The following is a 19,313-nucleotide window of genomic DNA, read 5'->3' on the forward strand; positions in this document are numbered from 1 at the left end:
CGCGTTTTAACAAGCATCGCCTCCATACGGAATGTGTCCGCCATGCCCACACTGGAACTCACGACCCTGATCCCCGATCGCACCCCGAGCGAGGTACTCGACTTCTGCCTGGAAGGCGTCAATTTCCCGAAGATCTTTCCCGAACGCGTCACGCCGCTGGGGGATATCGACCTGAGCAACCTGCGTATCGAAGCCGGGCGGCAATTCCGTTTCCGGCACTGGATGTTCAATCTGATCCCGTCGAACTGGACGGTGACGATCCGCGAAGTCGGCGATACGCATTTTGTCGATGAAATGCTCAAGGGACCGCTGCGTGCCTTTCGTCATGAACATCGGGTGGCGGCGGGTGAGGGCGGTACGCTGTACACCGACCGCGTGACGTATTCGGCGATTGGCGGGGCGTTCAGCGAGCGATTGCTGGTGAACGGCTACATGCGGCGGATATTCGAGGCCCGCCATCGCAACATGCTGCAATTGCTTGGGTAGCGCTCAAGGTTGTATCCAATCTTGTGTGGTGGCACATGACAATTTCGGTTCAGGCATAGGTCGTCGGACAATTTCGTGGTTAACTTCCGCCTCTTGCATGCTTTCCCAACAACGTTAAGAAGGACTCCGTTCATGGCTCAAGTCACGCTCAAAGGCAACCCGGTTCAAGTCAACGGCCAATTGCCACAAGCCGGTTCCAAGGCACCAGCCTTTTCCCTGGTAGCCGGCAATCTGTCCGACGTCACCCTGAAAGACTTCGCCGGCAAGCGCAAAGTGCTGAACATTTTCCCAAGCGTCGACACCCCGACCTGCGCTACCTCCGTGCGCAAGTTCAACGCTCAGGCCAACGAACTGGCCAACACCGTGGTGCTGTGCATCTCGGCTGACCTGCCATTCGCCCAGGCCCGTTTCTGCGGCGCCGAAGGCCTGGAAAACGTACAGAACCTGTCGACCCTGCGTGGCGCCGAGTTCATCCAGAACTACGGCGTGGCCATCGCTGACGGCCCGCTGAAAGGCCTGACCGCCCGTGCGGTAGTCGTGCTGGACGAAAACGACAACGTGTTGCACAGCGAGCTGGTCAAGGAAATCGCTGAAGAGCCGAACTACGAGGCAGCTCTCTCGGTTTTGAAATAAGTGTTCTGAAACAAGCGCTTTACAATTGTTAACGGCCTGGCCCTGTCCAGGCCGTTTTCATTTGTGTATCAGTGTTTTGGCTCACACCTTGAAACGTAAGTTGAAGGTAAATTGCCGGTAAAGCTGCTTTGCTTTACCCCCACCAGTGCTTATCGTTCAGCCTCCCGTAAAAGAAGCCCACGCGCCCAATGGTTAATCACTCCATGCAATCGTCTTCCCGAAACTCTCGTCGCTGGCTGCTCAGCCTGCTTGTCCTGCTGGTCATCGCCGGTCTGTGCTGGAAATTCTGGCCCGCCGGATCGACCCACAAAGAGGGCGGCGAGAAAGCCGCGGCCGGTCATACCGGTCGTTCGGGGATGATGCGTCCGGGCTTCGGCGGCGCGGCAGGTCCGATCCCGGTGCGCGTGGCGCCGGCCGTCACCGGTGACTTCCCGCTGTATTACAAGGCGCTGGGCACCGTGACCGCGCTCAACACCATCAACGTGCGCAGCCGGGTCGGCGGCGAACTGGTGAAGATCTATTTCGAAGAAGGGCAGATGGTCAAGGCCGGCGATCTGCTGGCGGAGATCGACCCGCGCCCGTACCAGAACGCCTTGCTTCAGGCTGAGGGCACCTTGCTGCAGAACCAGGCTCAGCTGAAGAATGCCCAGGTCGACGTCGAGCGCTATCGCGGCCTGTTCAAGGAAGACAGCATCGCCAAGCAGACCCTGGACACCGCCGAAGCGCTGGTCGGCCAATACCTCGGCACCGTGAAGACCAATCAGGCGGCGGTCAACGACGCCAAGCTCAACCTCGAATTCACCAAGATCCGCGCACCGATTGCCGGTCGCGTCGGCCTGCGTCAACTCGACGTCGGCAACCTGGTGGCGGCGAATGACACCACGTTCCTCGCCGTGATCACCCAGACCCAACCGATCAGCGTGGTCTTCACGCTGCCGGAAAACACCCTCGAAACCGTACTCGCCCGCTACCACAGCGGCGCCAAGCTGCCCGCCGAAGCCTGGGACCGTGGCGACACCAAACTGCAAGCCAGCGGCGTGCTGCAAAGCCTCGACAACCAGATCGACGTGACCACCGGCACCCTGAAGTTCAAGGCACGCTACGAAAACCGCGATCAGTCGCTGTTCCCCAACCAGTTCGTCAACGTCCACCTGCTGGCCGACACCCTCAAAGGCGTCGTGCTGGCTCCGTCGGCCGCGATCCAGTTCGGCACCAACGGCACCTTCGTCTACGCGCTGGACGGCGACAAGAAAGTCACCATCCGCCAGTTGAAGATCGGTGCCAGCGATGGTCAGAACACCGTGATCACCGAAGGCCTGGCCGCCGGCGACCGCGTGGTGCTGGAAGGTACCGACCGTTTGAAAGAAGGCAGCGAAGTCGAAGTGGTCAACGACAGCCAGGACGTGCCGGCCACGCCGACCGAACACCTGCAAGGCAAGTCAGCCGTCACCGCGCCTGACGCCGCTGTCACTGACAAGGCCAAGAAGGGCGCATGAACATTTCGCGTCTGTTCATCCTCCGCCCGGTCGCCACCACGCTGAGCATGCTGGCCATCGTGCTGGCCGGCCTGATCGCCTATCGCCTGCTGCCGGTTTCGGCTCTGCCGCAGGTCGATTACCCGACCATCCGGGTCATGACGTTGTACCCGGGCGCCAGTCCGGACGTGATGACCAGCGCCGTCACCGCGCCGCTCGAACGCCAGTTCGGGCAGATGCCGGGCCTGACGCAAATGGCCTCGACCAGTTCCGGCGGTGCCTCGGTGCTGACCCTGCGTTTCAGCCTCGACATCAACATGGATGTCGCCGAACAACAGGTACAGGCCGCGATCAACGCCGCGACCAATCTGCTGCCGACCGACTTGCCAGCGCCACCGGTGTACAACAAGGTCAACCCGGCGGACACCCCGGTGCTGACCCTGGCCATCACTTCGAAAACCATGTTGCTGCCCAAACTCAACGATCTGGTCGATACGCGCATGGCGCAGAAGATCGCCCAGATCAGTGGTGTCGGCATGGTCAGCATCGCCGGCGGTCAGCGTCAGGCAGTGCGGATCAAGGTCAACCCGGAAGCGCTTGCCGCCAACGGCCTGAACCTGTCGGACGTGCGCACGCTGATCAGCGCGTCCAACGTCAATCAGCCAAAAGGTAACTTCGACGGTCCGACCCGAGTGTCGATGCTCGATGCCAATGACCAGCTGACTTCGCCCAAGGATTACGCCAATCTCATCCTGGCCTACAAGAACGGTGCGCCGTTGCGGCTCAAGGATGTCGCGCAGATCGTCGACGGCGCCGAGAACGAGCGTCTGGCGGCGTGGGCCAACCAGAATCAGGCGGTGCTGCTGAACATCCAGCGTCAGCCGGGCGCCAACGTGATCGAGGTGGTCGACCGGATCAAGGCACTGCTGCCGAGCATCACCGATAACCTGCCGGCCGGCCTCGAAGTGACCGTGCTGACCGACCGCACCCAGACCATCCGCGCCTCGGTCACCGACGTGCAGCACGAACTGCTGATCGCCATCGCGCTGGTGGTGATGGTGACGTTCCTGTTCCTGCGTCGCGCCAGTGCGACCATCATTCCGTCCGTGGCCGTGCCGCTGTCGCTGATCGGTACGTTCGGTGTGATGTACCTGGCCGGGTTCTCGGTCAACAACCTGACACTGATGGCACTGACCATCGCCACCGGTTTCGTGGTCGACGATGCGATCGTGATGCTGGAGAACATCGCCCGCTTCATCGAGGAAGGCGACAGCCCGATGCAGGCCGCGCTCAAGGGCGCGAAGCAGATCGGCTTCACCCTGATTTCCCTGACCCTGTCGCTGATTGCGGTACTGATTCCGCTGCTGTTCATGGCCGATGTGGTGGGGCGGCTGTTCCGCGAGTTCGCCATTACCCTGGCGGTGGCGATTCTGATTTCCCTGGTGGTCTCGCTGACCCTGACGCCGATGATGTGCGCCCGTTTGCTCAAACGCGAGCCGGAAGAGCATGAACAGGGCCGTTTCTACCGTGCCAGTGGCGCGTTCATCGACTGGATGATCGCCGCGTACGGGCGCAAGTTGCAGTGGGTGCTCAAGCACCAGCCGCTGACGTTGCTGGTGGCCATCGGCACGCTGGCGTTGACCGTGTTCCTTTATATGGTGGTGCCCAAGGGCTTCTTCCCGGTGCAGGACACCGGGGTGATTCAGGGGATTTCCGAAGCGCCGCAGTCGATTTCCTTTGCCGCCATGGGCGAGCGTCAGCAAGCGCTGGCCAAGGTGATTCTGGAAGATCCGGCGGTGGAAAGCCTGTCGTCCTACATTGGCGTCGACGGTGATAACGCCACGCTCAACAGCGGTCGTCTGCTGATCAACCTCAAACCTCACGGTCAGCGCGACCTGACGGCCGCCGAAGTGATTACCCGCCTGCAACCGCAACTGGACAAACTGGTAGGCATCCGCCTGTTCATGCAGCCGGTGCAGGACCTGACCATCGAAGACCGTGTCAGCCGCACCCAGTACCAGTTCAGCATGTCCTCGCCGGACGCCGAACTGCTCAGCCTGTGGAGCGGGCGCCTGGTGGAAGCACTGGCCCAGCGCCCTGAACTGACCGACGTCGCCAGCGATTTGCAGGACAAGGGTTTGCAGGTGTTCCTGGTGATCGACCGTGACGCGGCCTCGCGCCTCGGCGTGTCGGTGGCGAACATCACCGATGCACTGTACGACGCCTTTGGCCAGCGGCAGATCTCGACCATTTACACCCAGGCCAGCCAGTACCGCGTGGTGCTGCAGGCTCAGGCCGGGGAGAAGATCGGCCCGCAGGCGCTGGATCAGATTCACGTCAAGACCACCGATGGCGGACAGGTGCGGTTGTCGAGCCTGGCCCATGTCGAAGAGCGTCAGGCGCAACTGGCGATCACTCACATTGGTCAGTTCCCGGCGGTGATGATGTCGTTCAACCTTGCTCATGGCGTGGCGCTGGGGCATGCGGTGGACATCATCGAGCAGGTGCAGAAGGACATCGGCATGCCGATCGGTGTGCAGACTCAGTTCCAGGGTGCGGCCGAAGCGTTCCAGGCCTCGCTGTCGAGCACCTTGCTGCTGATTCTGGCGGCGGTGGTGACCATGTACATCGTGCTGGGCGTGCTCTACGAGAGTTACATTCACCCGATCACGATTCTTTCGACCTTGCCGTCGGCGGCGGTCGGCGCCTTGCTGGCGCTACTGCTCAGCGGCAACGACCTGGGCATGATCGCGATCATCGGCATCATCCTGCTGATCGGTATCGTGAAGAAGAACGCGATCATGATGATCGACTTCGCTCTCGACGCTGAACGCACCCAGGGCATGGCCCCGGAACAGGCGATCTATCAGGCGGCGCTGTTGCGCTTCCGGCCGATTCTGATGACCACGCTGGCGGCGTTGTTCGGCGCGGTACCGCTGATGCTGGCCACCGGTTCAGGCGCTGAATTGCGTCAGCCGTTGGGTCTGGTGATGGTCGGCGGCCTGCTGGTGAGTCAGGTGCTGACACTGTTCACCACCCCGGTGATCTACCTGTACTTCGACCGCCTCGGTCGGCGCTGGGGCCGTGCGCCTTCGGCCGTGGAGCCGGTAGAACAGCCATGAACCTGTCCGGTCCTTTCATCAAGCGCCCGGTGGCGACCATGCTCCTGAGCCTGGCGATCATGCTGCTGGGCGGCGTGAGCTTCGGCCTGCTGCCGGTGTCGCCACTGCCGCAAATGGACTTCCCGGTGATCGTGGTGCAGGCGAGCCTGCCCGGCGCGAGTCCGGAAGTCATGGCCTCGACCGTGGCGACGCCGCTGGAACGCTCGTTCGGCGCCATCGCCGGTGTCAACACCATGAGCAGCCGCTCCAGCCAGGGCTCGACCCGGGTCATTCTGCAATTCGACCTCGACCGCGACATCAACGGCGCGGCGCGGGAAGTGCAGGCGGCGATCAACGCCTCACGCAATCTGCTGCCGAGCGGGATGCGCAGCATGCCGACCTACAAGAAGGTCAACCCGTCGCAGGCGCCGATCATGGTGTTGTCGCTGACGTCGGATGTGCTGGAAAAAGGCCAGCTCTACGATTTGGCCTCGACCATCCTGTCCCAGAGCCTGTCCCAGGTGCAGGGCGTGGGCGAAGTGCAGATCGGCGGCAGCTCATTGCCGGCGGTGCGCATCGAGCTCGAACCCCAGGCGCTGAACCAGTACGGCGTGGCGCTGGACGATGTGCGCAAGACCATCGCTGGCGCCAACGTGCGTCGGCCGAAAGGCTCGGTCGAGGATGACCAGCGTTTGTGGCAGATCCAGGCCAATGACCAACTGGAGAAAGCCAAGGACTACGAGTCGCTGATCATCCACTACAACGGCGGTGCGGCCCTGCGTCTGAAGGACGTGGCCAAGGTCACCGACGGCGTGGAAGACCGCTACAACAGTGGTTTCTTCAATGACGACGCGGCGGTGTTGCTGGTGATCAACCGGCAGGCCGGCGCCAACATCATCGAGACGGTCAACGAGATCAAGGCGCAGTTGCCGGCGTTGCAGGCCGTGTTGCCGGCCAGCGTCAAGCTGAACCTGGCGATGGATCGTTCGCCGGTGATCAAGGCCACCCTGCACGAAGCGGAGATGACCCTGCTGATCGCCGTGGCGCTGGTGATCCTGGTGGTGTTCCTGTTCCTCGGCAATTTCCGCGCGTCCTTGATTCCGACCCTGGCGGTGCCGGTGTCGCTGGTCGGCACTTTTGCGGTGATGTACCTCTACGGCTTCTCGCTGAACAACCTGTCGCTGATGGCGCTGATTCTCGCCACCGGGCTGGTGGTGGACGACGCCATCGTGGTGCTGGAGAACATTTCCCGGCACATCGACGAAGGCGTCAAACCGATGAAGGCCGCGTACCTCGGGGCCAAGGAAGTCGGCTTCACCTTGCTGTCGATGAACGTGTCGCTGGTAGCGGTGTTCCTGTCGATCCTGTTCATGGGCGGGATCATCGAGAGTCTGTTCCGCGAATTCTCCATCACCCTGGCCGCGGCCATCGTGGTGTCGCTGGTGGTTTCCCTGACCCTGACCCCGATGCTCTGTGCCCGTTGGCTGAAGCCGCACACGCCGGGCCAGGAAAACCGTCTGCAACGCTGGAGCCGGCGCACCAACGACTGGATGGTCGGCAAGTACGCCACCAGCCTCGACTGGGTGCTGCGTCATCGGCGCCTGACGCTGTTGAGCCTGATCATCACGGTCGGCGTCAACGTCGCGCTGTACGTGGTGGTGCCGAAGACGTTCCTGCCGCAACAGGACACCGGCCAGTTGATCGGTTTCGTGCGCGGTGACGACGGTCTGTCGTTCAGCGTGATGCAGCCGAAAATGGAGACTTTCCGCCGCGCCGTGCTCAAGGACGAAGCGGTCGAGAGTGTCGCCGGGTTCATCGGTGGCAACAACGGCACCAACAACGCCTTCATGCTGGTGCGTCTGAAGCCGATCAAGGAGCGCAATATCTCGGCGCAGAAAGTCATCGAGCGTCTGCGCAAGGAAATGCCCAAGGTGCCCGGCGCACAGTTGATGTTGATGGCCGACCAGGACCTGCAATTTGGCGGTGGTCGTGAGCAGACCACGTCGCAGTACACCTACATTCTGCAGAGCGGTGATCTCGGCGCTTTGCGCGAGTGGTACCCGAAAGTGGTCACCGCGCTGCGAGCCTTGCCGGAACTGACCGCCATCGACGCCCGTGAAGGACGCGGTGCGCAGCAAGTGACACTGATCGTCGACCGTGATCAGGCCAAACGCCTGGGCGTGGACATGAACATGGTCACCGCCGTCCTGAACAACGCCTACAGCCAGCGGCAGATTTCCACGATCTACGACAGCCTCAACCAGTATCAGGTGGTGATGGAGGTCAATCCGAAATACGCCCAGGACCCGGTCACGCTTAATCAGGTGCAGGTGATTACCGCTGATGGCGCGCGGATCCCGCTGTCGACCATCGCGCACTACGAAAACAGCCTGGAAGACGACCGGGTCAGCCACGAAGGCCAGTTCGCCTCCGAAAGCATTTCGTTCGACATGGCCGAAGGCGTGACGGTGGAGCAGGGCAGTGCCGCCATCGAACGGGCGATTGCCAAGGTCGGTCTTCCGGAAGACGTGATCGCGAAAATGGCCGGCACCGCCGACGCCTTCGCGGCCACTCAGAAGAGTCAGCCGTTCATGATCCTCGGCGCGCTGCTGGCGGTGTATCTGGTGCTGGGCGTGCTGTATGAAAGCTACATTCACCCGTTGACGATTCTGTCGACGCTGCCGTCGGCCGGGGTTGGTGCGTTGCTGTCGATCTATGCGCTGGGCGGCGAGTTCAGCCTGATCTCGCTGCTCGGGTTGTTCCTGTTGATCGGCGTGGTGAAGAAGAACGCGATCCTGATGATTGACCTGGCACTGCAACTGGAACGTCATCAGGGCATGGCGCCGCTGGAGTCGATCCGCAGCGCCTGCCTGCAACGTCTGCGACCGATCCTGATGACCACGCTGGCGGCGATTCTCGGTGCCTTGCCGTTGCTGCTCAGCCGTGCCGAAGGTGCGGAAATGCGCCAGCCGCTGGGCCTGACGATCATCGGCGGGCTGATTTTCAGCCAGGTGCTGACCCTTTACACCACGCCTGTGGTTTACCTCTATCTCGACAAGGCCCGCCACCGCTTCAACAAGTGGCGTGGCGTACGTACCGATGCCGCTCTGGAAACTCCGCTATGAATGACCGTTCGCTTATCCAACTGGCCAGTGTCCGCGGCTCGCGTTTGCTGAGCCTGTCACTGTGCGTGGCGATGCTCAGTGCGTGCGCCGTCGGCCCGGACTACCAGCGCCCGCAGACCGCCGAAATTGCCCAGTACAAAGAGGCCGAAGGCTGGCGTCAGGCCAGTCCTGCCGACTCTCTGGCCCGTGGCGCCTGGTGGGAACTGTACGGTGATCGCCAGCTCAACGAGTTGATCGAGAAGCTCAACAGCGCCAACCAGACTGTCGCCCAGTCCGAGGCGCAATACCGTCAGGCTCAGGCCCTGGTGCGTGATGCACGCGGGGCGTTTTACCCGAGCATCGACTTGAGCGCGGGCAAGACCCGTTCCAGCCAGGGCACCGGCAGCAGCAGTTCAAGCCTGAGCAGTTCTTCCAGCGGGATTCGTGACACCTACAACGCCCAGTTGGGCGTCAGTTGGGAGGCCGATGTCTGGGGCAAGCTGCGTCGTGGCCTGGAGGCCAACGAAGCCAGCGCCCAGGCCAGTTTCGCCGATCTGGCGGCGATGCGCCTGAGCCAGCAGTCGGAACTGGTGCAGAACTACCTGCAATTGCGCGTGATCGATCAGCAGAAGCGCCTGCTGGAGTCGACAGTGGCGGCCTATGAGCGCTCGCTGAAAATGACCCAGAATCAGTACAACGCCGGGGTCTCCGGGCGTGACGCGGTAGCCCAGGCGCAGACACAACTCAAATCCACCCAGGGCGATCTGGTGGACCTGATCTGGCAGCGGGCGCAGTTCGAAAACGCCATCGCGGTACTGACCGGCCAGCCTCCGGCGCAATTCAAGCTAGCCGAAACCCAGGACATCCCGAAGCTGCCGCAGATTCCGCTGAGCTTGCCGTCGCAATTGCTGGAGCGTCGCCCGGACATCGCTTCGGCGGAACGCTCGGTGATCGCGGCCAACGCCAACATCGGCGTGGCCAAGGCCGCGTATTACCCGGACTTCAGCCTGAGCCTCAGTGGCGGCTACAGCAGCAGTACTTCGCGAGATCTCATCAGCCTGCCGAACCGATTCTGGTCGGTAGGGCCGAAAATGAGTCTGCCGCTGTTCGACGGCGGCCGACGCTCGGCGGAAGTTGATCGCACCGAAGCGAAGTACGACGAGACCGTGGCCAAATACCGGCAGACCGTGCTCGACGGCTTCCGCGAAGTGGAAAACTATCTGGTGCAGTTGAAGGTGTACGAGGACGAGGCGGCAGTACGCCAGGAAGCCCTTGATGCTGCGCGCGATTCCTTGCGTCTGACCCAGAACCAGTACAAGGCCGGGCTGATTGCCTACATCGACGTGGTGGTGGTGCAAGCCACGGCGTTGAGCAACGAGCGGACGGTGCTCAATATCCTGCAGAGTCGACTGATTGCCAGTGTGCAATTGATCGCGGCGTTGGGCGGTGGCTGGGACGGGCAGCTGGAAACCAGCCAGAATCCGTAACCCTGAATTCCCACGCAACGCGTGGGATCGATCAGTACTGCGACTGCCGGGCTAGAGCCTTGTCGAACGATCAAACAAGCGTTTCATCGGCTTGATGGCCATTTGATTACTTTGTCAGTGCGTTCTTCTGTGCAATCAGTACAATCGGCGCATTTGGCCCCGCTGAGAACGGAAGCAGTACGGTGGGGTGGTCACGAGAATTCTCATGCTCATCGGTAGTTATTCCTTCACGCTGGTTTTCATTTCGCTGTGTGTGGCGATCCTCGCGTCCTATACCGCGCTCGACCTTACAGGGCGCATCGCCACCGCCAAGGGTCGCGCCGTGCATTTGTGGACGGCCGGCGGGGCGTTCGCCATGGGCATCGGCGTCTGGTCGATGCACTTCATCGGCATGCTGGCCTTCAAACTGCCGATCAGCCTGGGTTATGACATTCCGATCACGGCGCTTTCATTGCTGATCGCCGTGCTGTCCTGCGGTTTTGCGCTGTGGCTGGTCAGCCAGCCGAAACTGCCGGCCTGGCAACTGGCCTTCGGCGCCTTGATCATGGGCGCCGGCATCAGCGCCATGCACTACACCGGCATGGCCGCGATGCGCATGCAACCGGGCATCGATTACGATCCGGCGCTGTTCGGCGCTTCGCTGCTGATCGCCGTCGGCGCTTCGGCCGCCGCATTGTGGATTGCCTTTCGTCTTCGTCAGCATTCGCCTTATGTGCGCCTGTTTCGTGCCGGCGCAGCCATCGTCATGGGCATCGCGATTGTCGGCATGCACTACACCGGCATGGCGGCAGCGCGGTTTCCCGAAGGCAGTTTCTGCGGCGCAGCGCTCAGCGGTCTGAATGGCAATGGCCTCGATAATCTGGTGCTGATCACCACGCTCGCGGTGCTGAGCATCGCACTGCTGACCTCGATTCTCGATGCCCGCCTCGAAGCGCGCACCGCCGATCTGGCCCATTCGTTGACCGTGGCCAACCGCGAACTGACCCAACTGGCCCTGCACGACACCCTGACCGGCCTGCCGAACCGCATGCTGCTGGACGACCGGATCAATCAGGCGATGAAAAAGGTCAACGAGCAGGGCGGTTGTTTTGCGCTGATGTTCATCGATCTGGACGGCTTCAAACCGGTCAACGACGCTTTCGGTCACCACATGGGCGACCAGTTGCTGCGCGAAGTGGCGGTGCGTCTGCGTGAAGATTTGCGCAGTCTCGACACGCTGGCACGGATCGGCGGCGATGAATTTGTCCTGCTGGTGCGCCTGACCGAGCCCAACGATGCGCTGGGCCTGGCGGCACGTCAGGTCGGCTTGATCGCGCAGTCGTTCCGCGTGGCCGAGCATGACCTGCAGATTTCCGCCAGCGTCGGTATTGCCCTGTATCCGGGCAACGGCCAGAACGCTCAGGAACTGCTGATGAACGCCGACGCCGCGATGTACCACGCCAAGGGCGGCGGTAAAAACGGCTACAGCTTCTTCGACGCCTCGATGAACAGCAACGCCCGCAAGCAACTGCAACTGTTGCAGGACCTGCGTGCGGCGCTGGAACACAGTCAGTTCAGCCTGCATTACCAACCCAAGTTCCACGCGGCCGACGGTCGTCCGGTCGGTGCCGAAGCGTTGCTGCGCTGGGAGCACCCGCTCCACGGCATGCTGATGCCGGACAAGTTCATCGACCTGGCCGAAAAGACCGGGCTCATCATTCCGATCGGCGAATGGGTACTCAACGAAGCCTGCCGACAGATGCGCGAGTGGTACGTGCTGGGCTACACCGACTGGCGAATCGCGGTGAACCTGTCGGCGTTGCAGTTCTGCCACACCGGGCTGGTGCAAAGCGTCGCCAAGGCCTTGGCCACTCACCACTTGCCGGCCAACAGTCTGACCCTGGAAATCACCGAAACCACGGCCATGAGCGATGCCGACGCGAGCATGACGGTGTTGCAGGAACTGTCCGACATGGGCGTCGATCTTTCCATCGATGACTTCGGCACCGGTTATTCGAGCCTGATGTACCTCAAGCGCCTGCCGGCCAACGAGTTGAAGATCGATCGCGGTTTTGTCCGCGACCTGGAGCATGACAGCGACGACGCCGCCATCGTCTCGGCGATTGTCGCGCTCGGTCAGGCGCTGGGCCTGCGCATCGTGGCCGAAGGCGTGGAGACCGGCGTGCAGCAGGACTTTTTGACGCAACTGGGCTGCGATTCGCTGCAGGGTTATCTGCTCGGCCACCCGATGCCGGCGGATCGCTTCCTGCAGGACATCGTGCGTGGCAAGCCATTGGCGGTGAACTGAACGACTGACACAGGCCATGCAAAACCCCGCAATGACGGTTATTCTTCCTGCGACTGTTACGTGTGCATTGGGGGGAAAGCCTGCATGGATAAAGTCATTGTGATCACTGGCGGCGGTCGCGGAATCGGGGCCGCCACTGCGCTGTTGGCTGCCGAGCAAGGCTATCGGATCTGCATCAATTACCAGACGGACGAACAGGCAGCCCACCACGTACTCGACCAGGTGCGTGAACGCGGCGCCACTGCCATTGCCGTGCGCGCCGATGTCAGTATCGAAGACGAAGTGATCGGCCTGTTTCATCGGGTCGACACGGAGCTGGGCCGGGTCACCGCCCTGGTGAACAACGCCGGCACCGTCGGGCACAAATCGCGGGTCGACGAAATGTCCGAATTCCGCATCCTCAAAATCATGAAAACCAACGTTCTGGCGCCGATTCTCTGCGCCAAGCATGCGATCCTGCGCATGTCGCCCAAACACGGCGGGCAGGGCGGCAGCATCGTCAACGTCTCCTCGGTCGCTGCGCGCCTGGGCTCTCCGAATGAGTACGTCGACTACGCCGCGTCCAAGGGCGCGCTCGACACGTTCACCATCGGTCTGTCCAAGGAAGTGGCGGGCGAGGGGATTCGGGTCAACGCGGTGCGCCCGGGCTACATCTACACCGATTTCCACGCCTTGAGCGGCGATCCGGATCGGGTCAGCAAGCTGGAGTCGGCGATTCCGATGGCCCGAGGCGGGCGGCCGGATGAAGTGGCGGAGGCGATTGTGTGGTTGCTGTCGGACAAGGCTTCGTATGCGACGGGGACCTTCGTTGATCTCGGCGGCGGGCGTTAAGCTTAATGATCGTTCCCACGTCGAACCGTCTGCGTGGGAACGATCAACACGGCAGTGATCCTCAGAACGACCGCACAATCCGCCCCAACGTCTCCATCGCCTTCTCCGAACTCTCGGTCCACGGGCTGCCGTAGTTCAACCGGATGCAATTCCTGAATCTTTGCGTCGGCGAAAAAATCGGCCCCGGCGCAATGCTGATGCCCTGCGCCAACGCCATCTGAAACAACTTCAACGAATCCATCTGCGGTGGCAGTTCCAGCCACAGGAAATAGCCGCCGGCCGGTTGGCTCACGCGGGTCTGGGCCGGGAAGTAGCGGGCGATGGCCGCGAGCATGGCGCTTTGCTGTTCTTCGAGGGCATAGCGCAATTTGCGCAGGTGACGGTCGTAGCCGCCGTGTTGCAGGTAATCGGCGATGGCCGCCTGGGCCGGCATCGAGGCGCAGAGTGAGGTCATCAGTTTCAGGCGTTCGATCTTCTGCGCGTAGCGTCCGGCGGCGACCCAGCCGATGCGGTAGCCGGGAGCCAGGCTTTTGGCAAACGAGCCGCAATGCATCACCAGGCCTTCGGTGTCGAAGGCTTTGGCCGGTTTCGGCGCCTGCTGGCCGTAATAGAGTTCGGCGTAGACGTCGTCTTCGATCAGCGGCACTTGATGGCGTTTCAGCAGTTCCACCAGTTCCTGTTTCTTGGCCTCGGGCATGGTCGCGCCCATCGGGTTCTGGAAACTGGTCATGCACCAGCAGGCCTTGATCGGATGCCGCTCCAGGGTCTGGGCGAGCACACCGAGGTCGATACCGTCGCGCGGGTGCACGGGGATTTCCACGGCTTTGAGTTTCAGCCGCTCCAGTACTTGCAGGCTGGCGTAGAACGCCGGGGCTTCGATGGCGACCAGGTCGCCGGGTTCGGTCACCGCTTGCAGGCACAGGTTCAGCGCTTCGAGGGCGCCATTGGTGATCAGCAGTTCCTCCATCGGCAGCATCAGCCCGCCGACCATGTAGCGCAGGGCGATCTGCCGGCGCAGTTGCGGGTTGCCCGGCGACATGTCGGTGACCACCATGCGCGGGTCCATTTCCCGGGCGGCGCTGGCCAGCGAACGTGACAGGCGTTGTAGCGGGAACAGCTCGGGGCTGGGGAATGCCGAGCCGAACGGTACGGTGCTCGGGTCCTTGATCGATTCCAGTACCGAGAACACCAGCTCGCTGACGTCGACCTTGGTGGATTCGTTGACCTGGCTGCTGATCACCGGCTCCGAGAACGGGCTCGGGGCGTGGGTGTTGACGAAGTAGCCGGAGCGCGGCCGGGCGCGGATCAGGCCGCGACGTTCCAGCAGGTAATAGGCCTGGAACACCGTGGACGGGCTGACGCCATAGGTCTGGCTCGCGTAGCGCACCGACGGCACCCGCTGACCGGGGCCGAGGACGCCGGAGCGGATCAGTTCAGCGATGTCGTCGGCGAATTTTTCGTAGCGTTTCATCGGTGTCCTGCAATGGATGGGATTTGGAAAACGGTTGTGCCAATGGGCGCAGCGCCATTGGCACAAAGGGTTGCATCTTAAAGGTTCAACGATTCATCGGCGCAACAAACCGGCTCTTCGCCACGCTATAAACCTCGGGCTCATCGCTGTCGGCAATCTTGAAGCTCAAGGTCTGCGAGCTGCTGGCCGGGCGATCCGTGGTCATCGCCACCGACACCGGCACATCGACGATCTCGCCCGCCGCCAGGCTCAGCTCGGTCTTGCCTTGCAGCTGGAAGCCGTCGCCATCCACCAGGCTCAGGTTGTAGTCCTGGCGCTGTTGGGTCTTGTTGATGACTTTGAGGGTGTAGATGTTTTCGATCTGGCCCTGGCCGTTCTCGCGGAACAGACCACGGTCCTTGGTCACGTCCAGCGACACCATCGGCCGTTCGACCAGGGCCAGGGCGAGGGCACCGATCATCAGCACCAGCACCGCGACGTAACCGATCAGCCTTGGACGCAGCAAGTGCGTCTTGCCACCCTGCAATTCACGCTCCGAGGTGTAGCGGATCAAACCACGGGCGTAATTCATCTTGTCCATGATCGAATCGCAGGCGTCGATGCACGCTGCGCAGCCGATGCATTCCATTTGCAGGCCGTCGCGGATGTCGATGCCGGTCGGGCAGACCTGCACGCACAACTGGCAGTCGATGCAATCACCGAGGCCGGCTTCGGCCGGCTTCACGTCACGTTTGCGCGGTCCACGGTTTTCGCCACGGGCCACGTCGTAGGAAATTGCCAGGGTGTCCTTGTCGAACATCACGCTCTGGAACCGCGCATACGGGCACATGTGCATGCACACCGCTTCGCGCAGCCAGCCGGCATTGATGTAGGTGGCGCCGGTGAAAAACAGCACCCAGAACAGACTGACACCGCCGATCTGCAGGGTCAGCAGTTCTTCGGCCAGCGGGCGGATGGGGGTGAAGTAGCCGACAAAGGTCAGGCCGGTCAGCACGCTGATCGCCAGCCACAGTGTGTGCTTGGCCGCACGCCGTGCCAGTTTGTTCAGGCTCCACGGTGCAGCTTGCAGCTTGATCCGCTGGTTACGCTCGCCTTCGGTGATCTTCTCGCACCACATGAAGATCCACGTCCACGAACTCTGCGGACAGGTGTAACCACACCAGACCCGGCCTGCGAACACGGTGATGGCGAACAGGCCGAACGCGGCGATGATCAGCAGCGCCGACAGCAGAATGAAGTCCTGCGGCCAGAAGGTCGCGCCAAAGATGTGGAACTTGCTTTCGGAAAGGTCCCAGAGCACCGCCTGACGTCCGCCCCAGTTCAGCCACACGGTGCCGAAAAACAACAGGAACAGAAACCCCGCGCCGCTCATGCGCAAGGTGCGGAACAGGCCGGTGAAGCTGCGGGTGAAGATCTGGTTGTCGCTGGTGGCGTTCTTCGCCTTCATTGGGCGCGCCGGTACTTTTTTTATGTGAGGCGTTGCTTCTACGGTTCGGACGGGGATTCGTTCGCTCATGGTCGTTCGCTCATCAGCCTCCATCAGGCCAGTGAACTATGAGCGCCGATCTGTTTGCATAACAGACTCAGGTATTTCAATAAAAAGCGTATCAGATGGCTTTTGTGCCCAGCCCTGCGACAACTTGAAGCAGCTGGCAGGGCGGGGCGCAGATGCCTATCCCAGACGTCTGCGCAGGATCTTGATCGGGGTCAGTCAAATCACCGAATCACTGTCGGTGGCCTTGAGATGTTTGCGTCCGTCTCGGGCGCCTGCGACGGTCAGCGCATCGGCTTCAGCTTCTGTGATGTAAATGCGCCGGCCTTCGATTTCCACGGCTGACATCGATTTTTCACTGTCGGTGATTATTGTCAGGTCACCGCACAGGCGAATCTGCTCACCGTTTTCGGTGGCGAAAAAACAGGTCTGGTTTTCGATGCGCACGGTCATGGGGCTGTCCTTTTTCCAAGGGTGTTGAAAGGTTAGGGCGCAGCCCCGAGTGATCGTTCTGCGCAACCGATTAATGGTCGCTAGACGATCACTGGCGGCATGGTCGTCGGTGGCTCTTCCTTGGGCGGCGGCGTGGTGCCCGGTGGCTCCTGTTCGGGGATCGGCTGCGGCTCGGTTTCGGGCAGGACGGGTTTGTCGATGTTCGGATCGGGCGTTTCAGCGGGGATCGGAATACTCATCAGATGAACCTCCGTGTGGCACATGGCGTGAGAAGTGCTTAAGTGGGTTGACCACTTCACCGCGAATTCGATCCGATTTTGTGGCGGGGCAAATCCCTGTGAACTTTTGCCGGCGAGGGTCGCTCGGAACCTGAGAGAGTTCATCGTCGGGCGCAGGCCCGGCCGTGATCGCCAAACAGGCAAGCGAGCGTCCTTGGGGCGTTAAGGAGAGATGCTCAATGACTGCTGAAAAACCCTCCGAACAGAGCTACAACCCGCACATTCCGTTGTCGCAGGCGTTGCTGCTGCCACGCATCGTCATCGAAAACACTCAGCCTTCGCTGGAGGGCGGGCAGTTTGCCGTCAAGGCTGTGGTCGGGCGCGAAATCGTGGTCACCAGCAAGATCTTCGCCGATGGTCACGACAAACTGGCGGTGCGCATCCGCTGGCGCGAAGAAGGCGAGGAAGTCTGGCAAAGCGAAGTCATGGCCGATCAGGGCAACAATGGCTGGGAGGGCCGGTTCCGTCCTCAACGCATGGGTCGCTATCTGTACCTGATCGAAGCCTGGATCGACCTGTTCGCCAGTTTTCAGTACGAACTGGAGAAAAAGCACACCGCCGCCGTCCCGGTCAGCCTGGAGTTGCAAGAGGGCCGCACGATGGTGCAACAGGCGGCCGAACGCAGCGAAGGCCCGCTCAGTGAGCGGCTGGCGGCGCTGCACCACGAATTGTCCGGGCTGCTCGAAACCGAGCAGGTGGCGCTGTTTCTGCACCCGCAGAGTGCACAACTGATGACCGAGGCCGATCACCGCCCGTATCTGAGCATCAGCAATGAATTTCCGCTGGACGTCGAGCGCGAACTGGCCGAGTTCGCCAGTTGGTACGAGCTGTTTCCCCGCTCGATCACCGACGATCCCGCCCGTCACGGTACCTTCAATGATGTGCACGCGCGGTTGCCGATGATTCAGGACATGGGCTTCGACGTGCTGTATTTCACGCCAATCCACCCGATCGGTCGTAGCCACCGCAAGGGCCGCAACAACTCCCTGACTGCTGGGCCGGACGATCCGGGCAGCCCGTATGCGATCGGCAGTGAAGAGGGTGGGCACGAAGCGATTCATTCGCAGCTCGGCACTCGCGAGGACTTTCGTCGACTGGTGACGGCTGCCGCTGATCATGGTCTGGAAATCGCCCTCGATTTCGCCATCCAGTGTTCCCAGGATCACCCGTGGCTCAAGCAGCATCCGGGCTGGTTCAACTGGCGGCCGGACGGCACGATCAAATACGCGGAGAACCCGCCGAAGAAATACCAGGACATCGTTAACGTCGACTTCTATGCGCCGGAAGCGATTCCGAGCCTGTGGGTCGAGCTGCGCGACATCGTCGTCGGCTGGGTCGAGGAGGGCGTAAAGATCTTTCGCGTCGACAACCCGCACACCAAACCGCTGCCGTTCTGGCAATGGCTGATCGCCGATGTGCGCACGCTGTACCCGGAAGTGATCTTCCTCGCCGAAGCGTTCACCACCCCGGCGATGATGGCGCGGCTGGGCAAGGTCGGTTACACCCAGAGCTACACCTATTTCACCTGGCGCAACACCAAGGCCGAAATGGCGAGCTATTTCAGCGAACTCAACGAATCGCCGTGGCGCGAGTGCTACCGGCCGAATTTCTTCGTCAACACACCGGATATCAACCCGGCGTTCCTGCATGAGTCGGGGCGTCCGGGGTTTCTCATTCGTGCGGCGCTGGCGACCATGGGCTCGGGCCTGTGGGGCATGTACTCGGGGTTCGAACTGTGCGAATCGGCGCCGGTGCCGGGCAAGGAGGAATACCTCGATTCCGAGAAGTACGAGATCCGCGTCCGCGACTTCAATGCGCCCGACAACATCATCGCCGAGATCGCCCAGCTCAATCGCATCCGCCGGCAGAACCCGGCGCTGCACAGCCATCTGGGCCTGAAGATCTACAACGCCTGGAACGACAACATTCTTTACTTCGGCAAGCGCAGCGCCGATGGCAGCAATTTCATTCTGGTGGCCGTCAGTCTCGATCCGCACCACGTGCAGGAGGCCAATTTTGAATTGCCACTGTGGGAGATGGGCCTGCCGGACGACGCCACCACCCACGGCGAAGACCTGATGAACGGCCATCGCTGGGACTGGCACGGCAAGTACCAGTTCATGCGGATCGACCCGGCTTATCAGCCGTTCGGGATCTGGCGGATCACCGCCTTTTGAACTGACTCACAGATCGTTCCCACGCTCTGCGTGGGAAC

13 protein-coding genes are annotated in these 19,313 nt (G+C 61.7%); 9 read left to right on the top strand and 4 right to left on the bottom strand.

Translation table 11 applies throughout. The features are described 5' to 3' along the window. The first annotated feature begins 42 nt into the window (after positions 1–42). The 8 genes from AC07N4_RS01275 (at position 43) to AC07N4_RS01310 (ending at position 13,404) form a co-directional block, all read left to right on the top strand. A complete protein-coding gene (locus tag AC07N4_RS01275; RefSeq protein ID WP_493064755.1) occupies positions 43–486 on the top strand; it encodes an SRPBCC family protein in 444 nt (147 codons plus the stop codon). A gap of 132 nt (positions 487–618) precedes the next feature. Then, positions 619–1,119, top strand: coding sequence for a thiol peroxidase (tpx, locus tag AC07N4_RS01280; protein ID WP_102621372.1), 501 nt, complete (start codon positions 619–621; stop codon positions 1,117–1,119). A gap of 188 nt (positions 1,120–1,307) precedes the next feature. Next, the gene (locus AC07N4_RS01285; protein ID WP_493064756.1) at positions 1,308–2,615 is read left to right on the top strand and encodes an MdtA/MuxA family multidrug efflux RND transporter periplasmic adaptor subunit; all 1,308 of its coding nucleotides are present in this window, start codon (positions 1,308–1,310) and stop codon (positions 2,613–2,615) included. Then, complete coding sequence (locus AC07N4_RS01290) at positions 2,612–5,716, top strand: MdtB/MuxB family multidrug efflux RND transporter permease subunit (protein WP_102621371.1); 3,105 nt, start codon at positions 2,612–2,614, stop codon at positions 5,714–5,716. Before AC07N4_RS01285 ends, AC07N4_RS01290 begins: the two co-directional genes overlap by 4 nt. Further along, positions 5,713–8,820, top strand: a complete 3,108-nt coding sequence (locus AC07N4_RS01295) for an efflux RND transporter permease subunit (RefSeq protein WP_096820257.1) — start codon at positions 5,713–5,715, stop codon at positions 8,818–8,820. Before AC07N4_RS01290 ends, AC07N4_RS01295 begins: the two co-directional genes overlap by 4 nt. Then, positions 8,817–10,286, top strand: coding sequence for an efflux transporter outer membrane subunit (locus tag AC07N4_RS01300; protein WP_096820258.1), 1,470 nt, complete (start codon positions 8,817–8,819; stop codon positions 10,284–10,286). The genes AC07N4_RS01295 and AC07N4_RS01300 overlap by 4 nt, the downstream gene beginning before the upstream one ends. 205 nt (positions 10,287–10,491) lie before the next feature. Beyond that, on the top strand, positions 10,492–12,573 hold the full coding sequence (locus AC07N4_RS01305) for a putative bifunctional diguanylate cyclase/phosphodiesterase (RefSeq protein ID WP_102621370.1): 2,082 nt from the start codon (positions 10,492–10,494) through the stop codon (positions 12,571–12,573). A gap of 84 nt (positions 12,574–12,657) precedes the next feature. Then, a complete protein-coding gene (locus tag AC07N4_RS01310; RefSeq protein ID WP_096820260.1) occupies positions 12,658–13,404 on the top strand; it encodes an SDR family oxidoreductase in 747 nt (248 codons plus the stop codon). Between the two features lie 61 nt (positions 13,405–13,465). Here the strand turns inward: AC07N4_RS01310 and mapR are convergent, their stop codons facing one another. The 4 genes from mapR to AC07N4_RS01330 all read right to left on the bottom strand — a co-directional run bounded on the left by mapR (position 13,466) and on the right by AC07N4_RS01330 (position 17,059). Then, positions 13,466–14,875, bottom strand: a complete 1,410-nt coding sequence (gene mapR / locus AC07N4_RS01315; RefSeq protein WP_096820262.1) for a GntR family transcriptional regulator MpaR — start codon at positions 14,873–14,875, stop codon at positions 13,466–13,468. Between the two features lie 85 nt (positions 14,876–14,960). Then, on the bottom strand, positions 14,961–16,391 hold the full coding sequence (ccoG, locus tag AC07N4_RS01320; protein WP_493064757.1) for a cytochrome c oxidase accessory protein CcoG: 1,431 nt from the start codon (positions 16,389–16,391) through the stop codon (positions 14,961–14,963). Positions 16,392–16,586: 195 nt separating this feature from the next. Then, positions 16,587–16,820, bottom strand: coding sequence for a DUF3203 family protein (locus AC07N4_RS01325; RefSeq protein ID WP_096820264.1), 234 nt, complete (start codon positions 16,818–16,820; stop codon positions 16,587–16,589). An 80-nt stretch (positions 16,821–16,900) separates the two neighbouring features. Next, the gene (locus AC07N4_RS01330; RefSeq protein WP_173861372.1) at positions 16,901–17,059 is read right to left on the bottom strand and encodes a hypothetical protein; all 159 of its coding nucleotides are present in this window, start codon (positions 17,057–17,059) and stop codon (positions 16,901–16,903) included. A gap of 218 nt (positions 17,060–17,277) precedes the next feature. Here AC07N4_RS01330 and AC07N4_RS01335 point away from each other — a divergent pair, with 218 nt between their 5' ends. Then, positions 17,278–19,275: an alpha-1,4-glucan--maltose-1-phosphate maltosyltransferase gene (locus AC07N4_RS01335; protein ID WP_493064758.1), complete on the top strand. Its 1,998-nt coding sequence runs from the start codon at positions 17,278–17,280 to the stop codon at positions 19,273–19,275. Positions 19,276–19,313: the final 38 nt, after the last annotated feature.

The organism is Pseudomonas sp. GW821-FHT09E04 (genome assembly GCF_059416185.1).

Bases quoted from the DNA above. Each gene is read 5' to 3' on its own strand.
- AC07N4_RS01275 (WP_493064755.1), top strand. From the start codon at position 43: ATGCCCACACTGGAACTCACGACCCTGATCCCCGATCGCACCCCGAGC.
- tpx (WP_102621372.1), top strand. From the start codon at position 619: ATGGCTCAAGTCACGCTCAAAGGCAACCCGGTTCAAGTCAACGGCCAA.
- AC07N4_RS01285 (WP_493064756.1), top strand. From the start codon at position 1,308: ATGGTTAATCACTCCATGCAATCGTCTTCCCGAAACTCTCGTCGCTGG.
- AC07N4_RS01290 (WP_102621371.1), top strand. From the start codon at position 2,612: ATGAACATTTCGCGTCTGTTCATCCTCCGCCCGGTCGCCACCACGCTG.
- AC07N4_RS01295 (WP_096820257.1), top strand. From the start codon at position 5,713: ATGAACCTGTCCGGTCCTTTCATCAAGCGCCCGGTGGCGACCATGCTC.
- AC07N4_RS01300 (WP_096820258.1), top strand. From the start codon at position 8,817: ATGAATGACCGTTCGCTTATCCAACTGGCCAGTGTCCGCGGCTCGCGT.
- AC07N4_RS01305 (WP_102621370.1), top strand. From the start codon at position 10,492: ATGCTCATCGGTAGTTATTCCTTCACGCTGGTTTTCATTTCGCTGTGT.
- AC07N4_RS01310 (WP_096820260.1), top strand. From the start codon at position 12,658: ATGGATAAAGTCATTGTGATCACTGGCGGCGGTCGCGGAATCGGGGCC.
- mapR (WP_096820262.1), bottom strand. From the start codon at position 14,875: ATGAAACGCTACGAAAAATTCGCCGACGACATCGCTGAACTGATCCGC.
- ccoG (WP_493064757.1), bottom strand. From the start codon at position 16,391: ATGAGCGAACGAATCCCCGTCCGAACCGTAGAAGCAACGCCTCACATA.
- AC07N4_RS01325 (WP_096820264.1), bottom strand. From the start codon at position 16,820: ATGACCGTGCGCATCGAAAACCAGACCTGTTTTTTCGCCACCGAAAAC.
- AC07N4_RS01330 (WP_173861372.1), bottom strand. From the start codon at position 17,059: ATGAGTATTCCGATCCCCGCTGAAACGCCCGATCCGAACATCGACAAA.
- AC07N4_RS01335 (WP_493064758.1), top strand. From the start codon at position 17,278: ATGACTGCTGAAAAACCCTCCGAACAGAGCTACAACCCGCACATTCCG.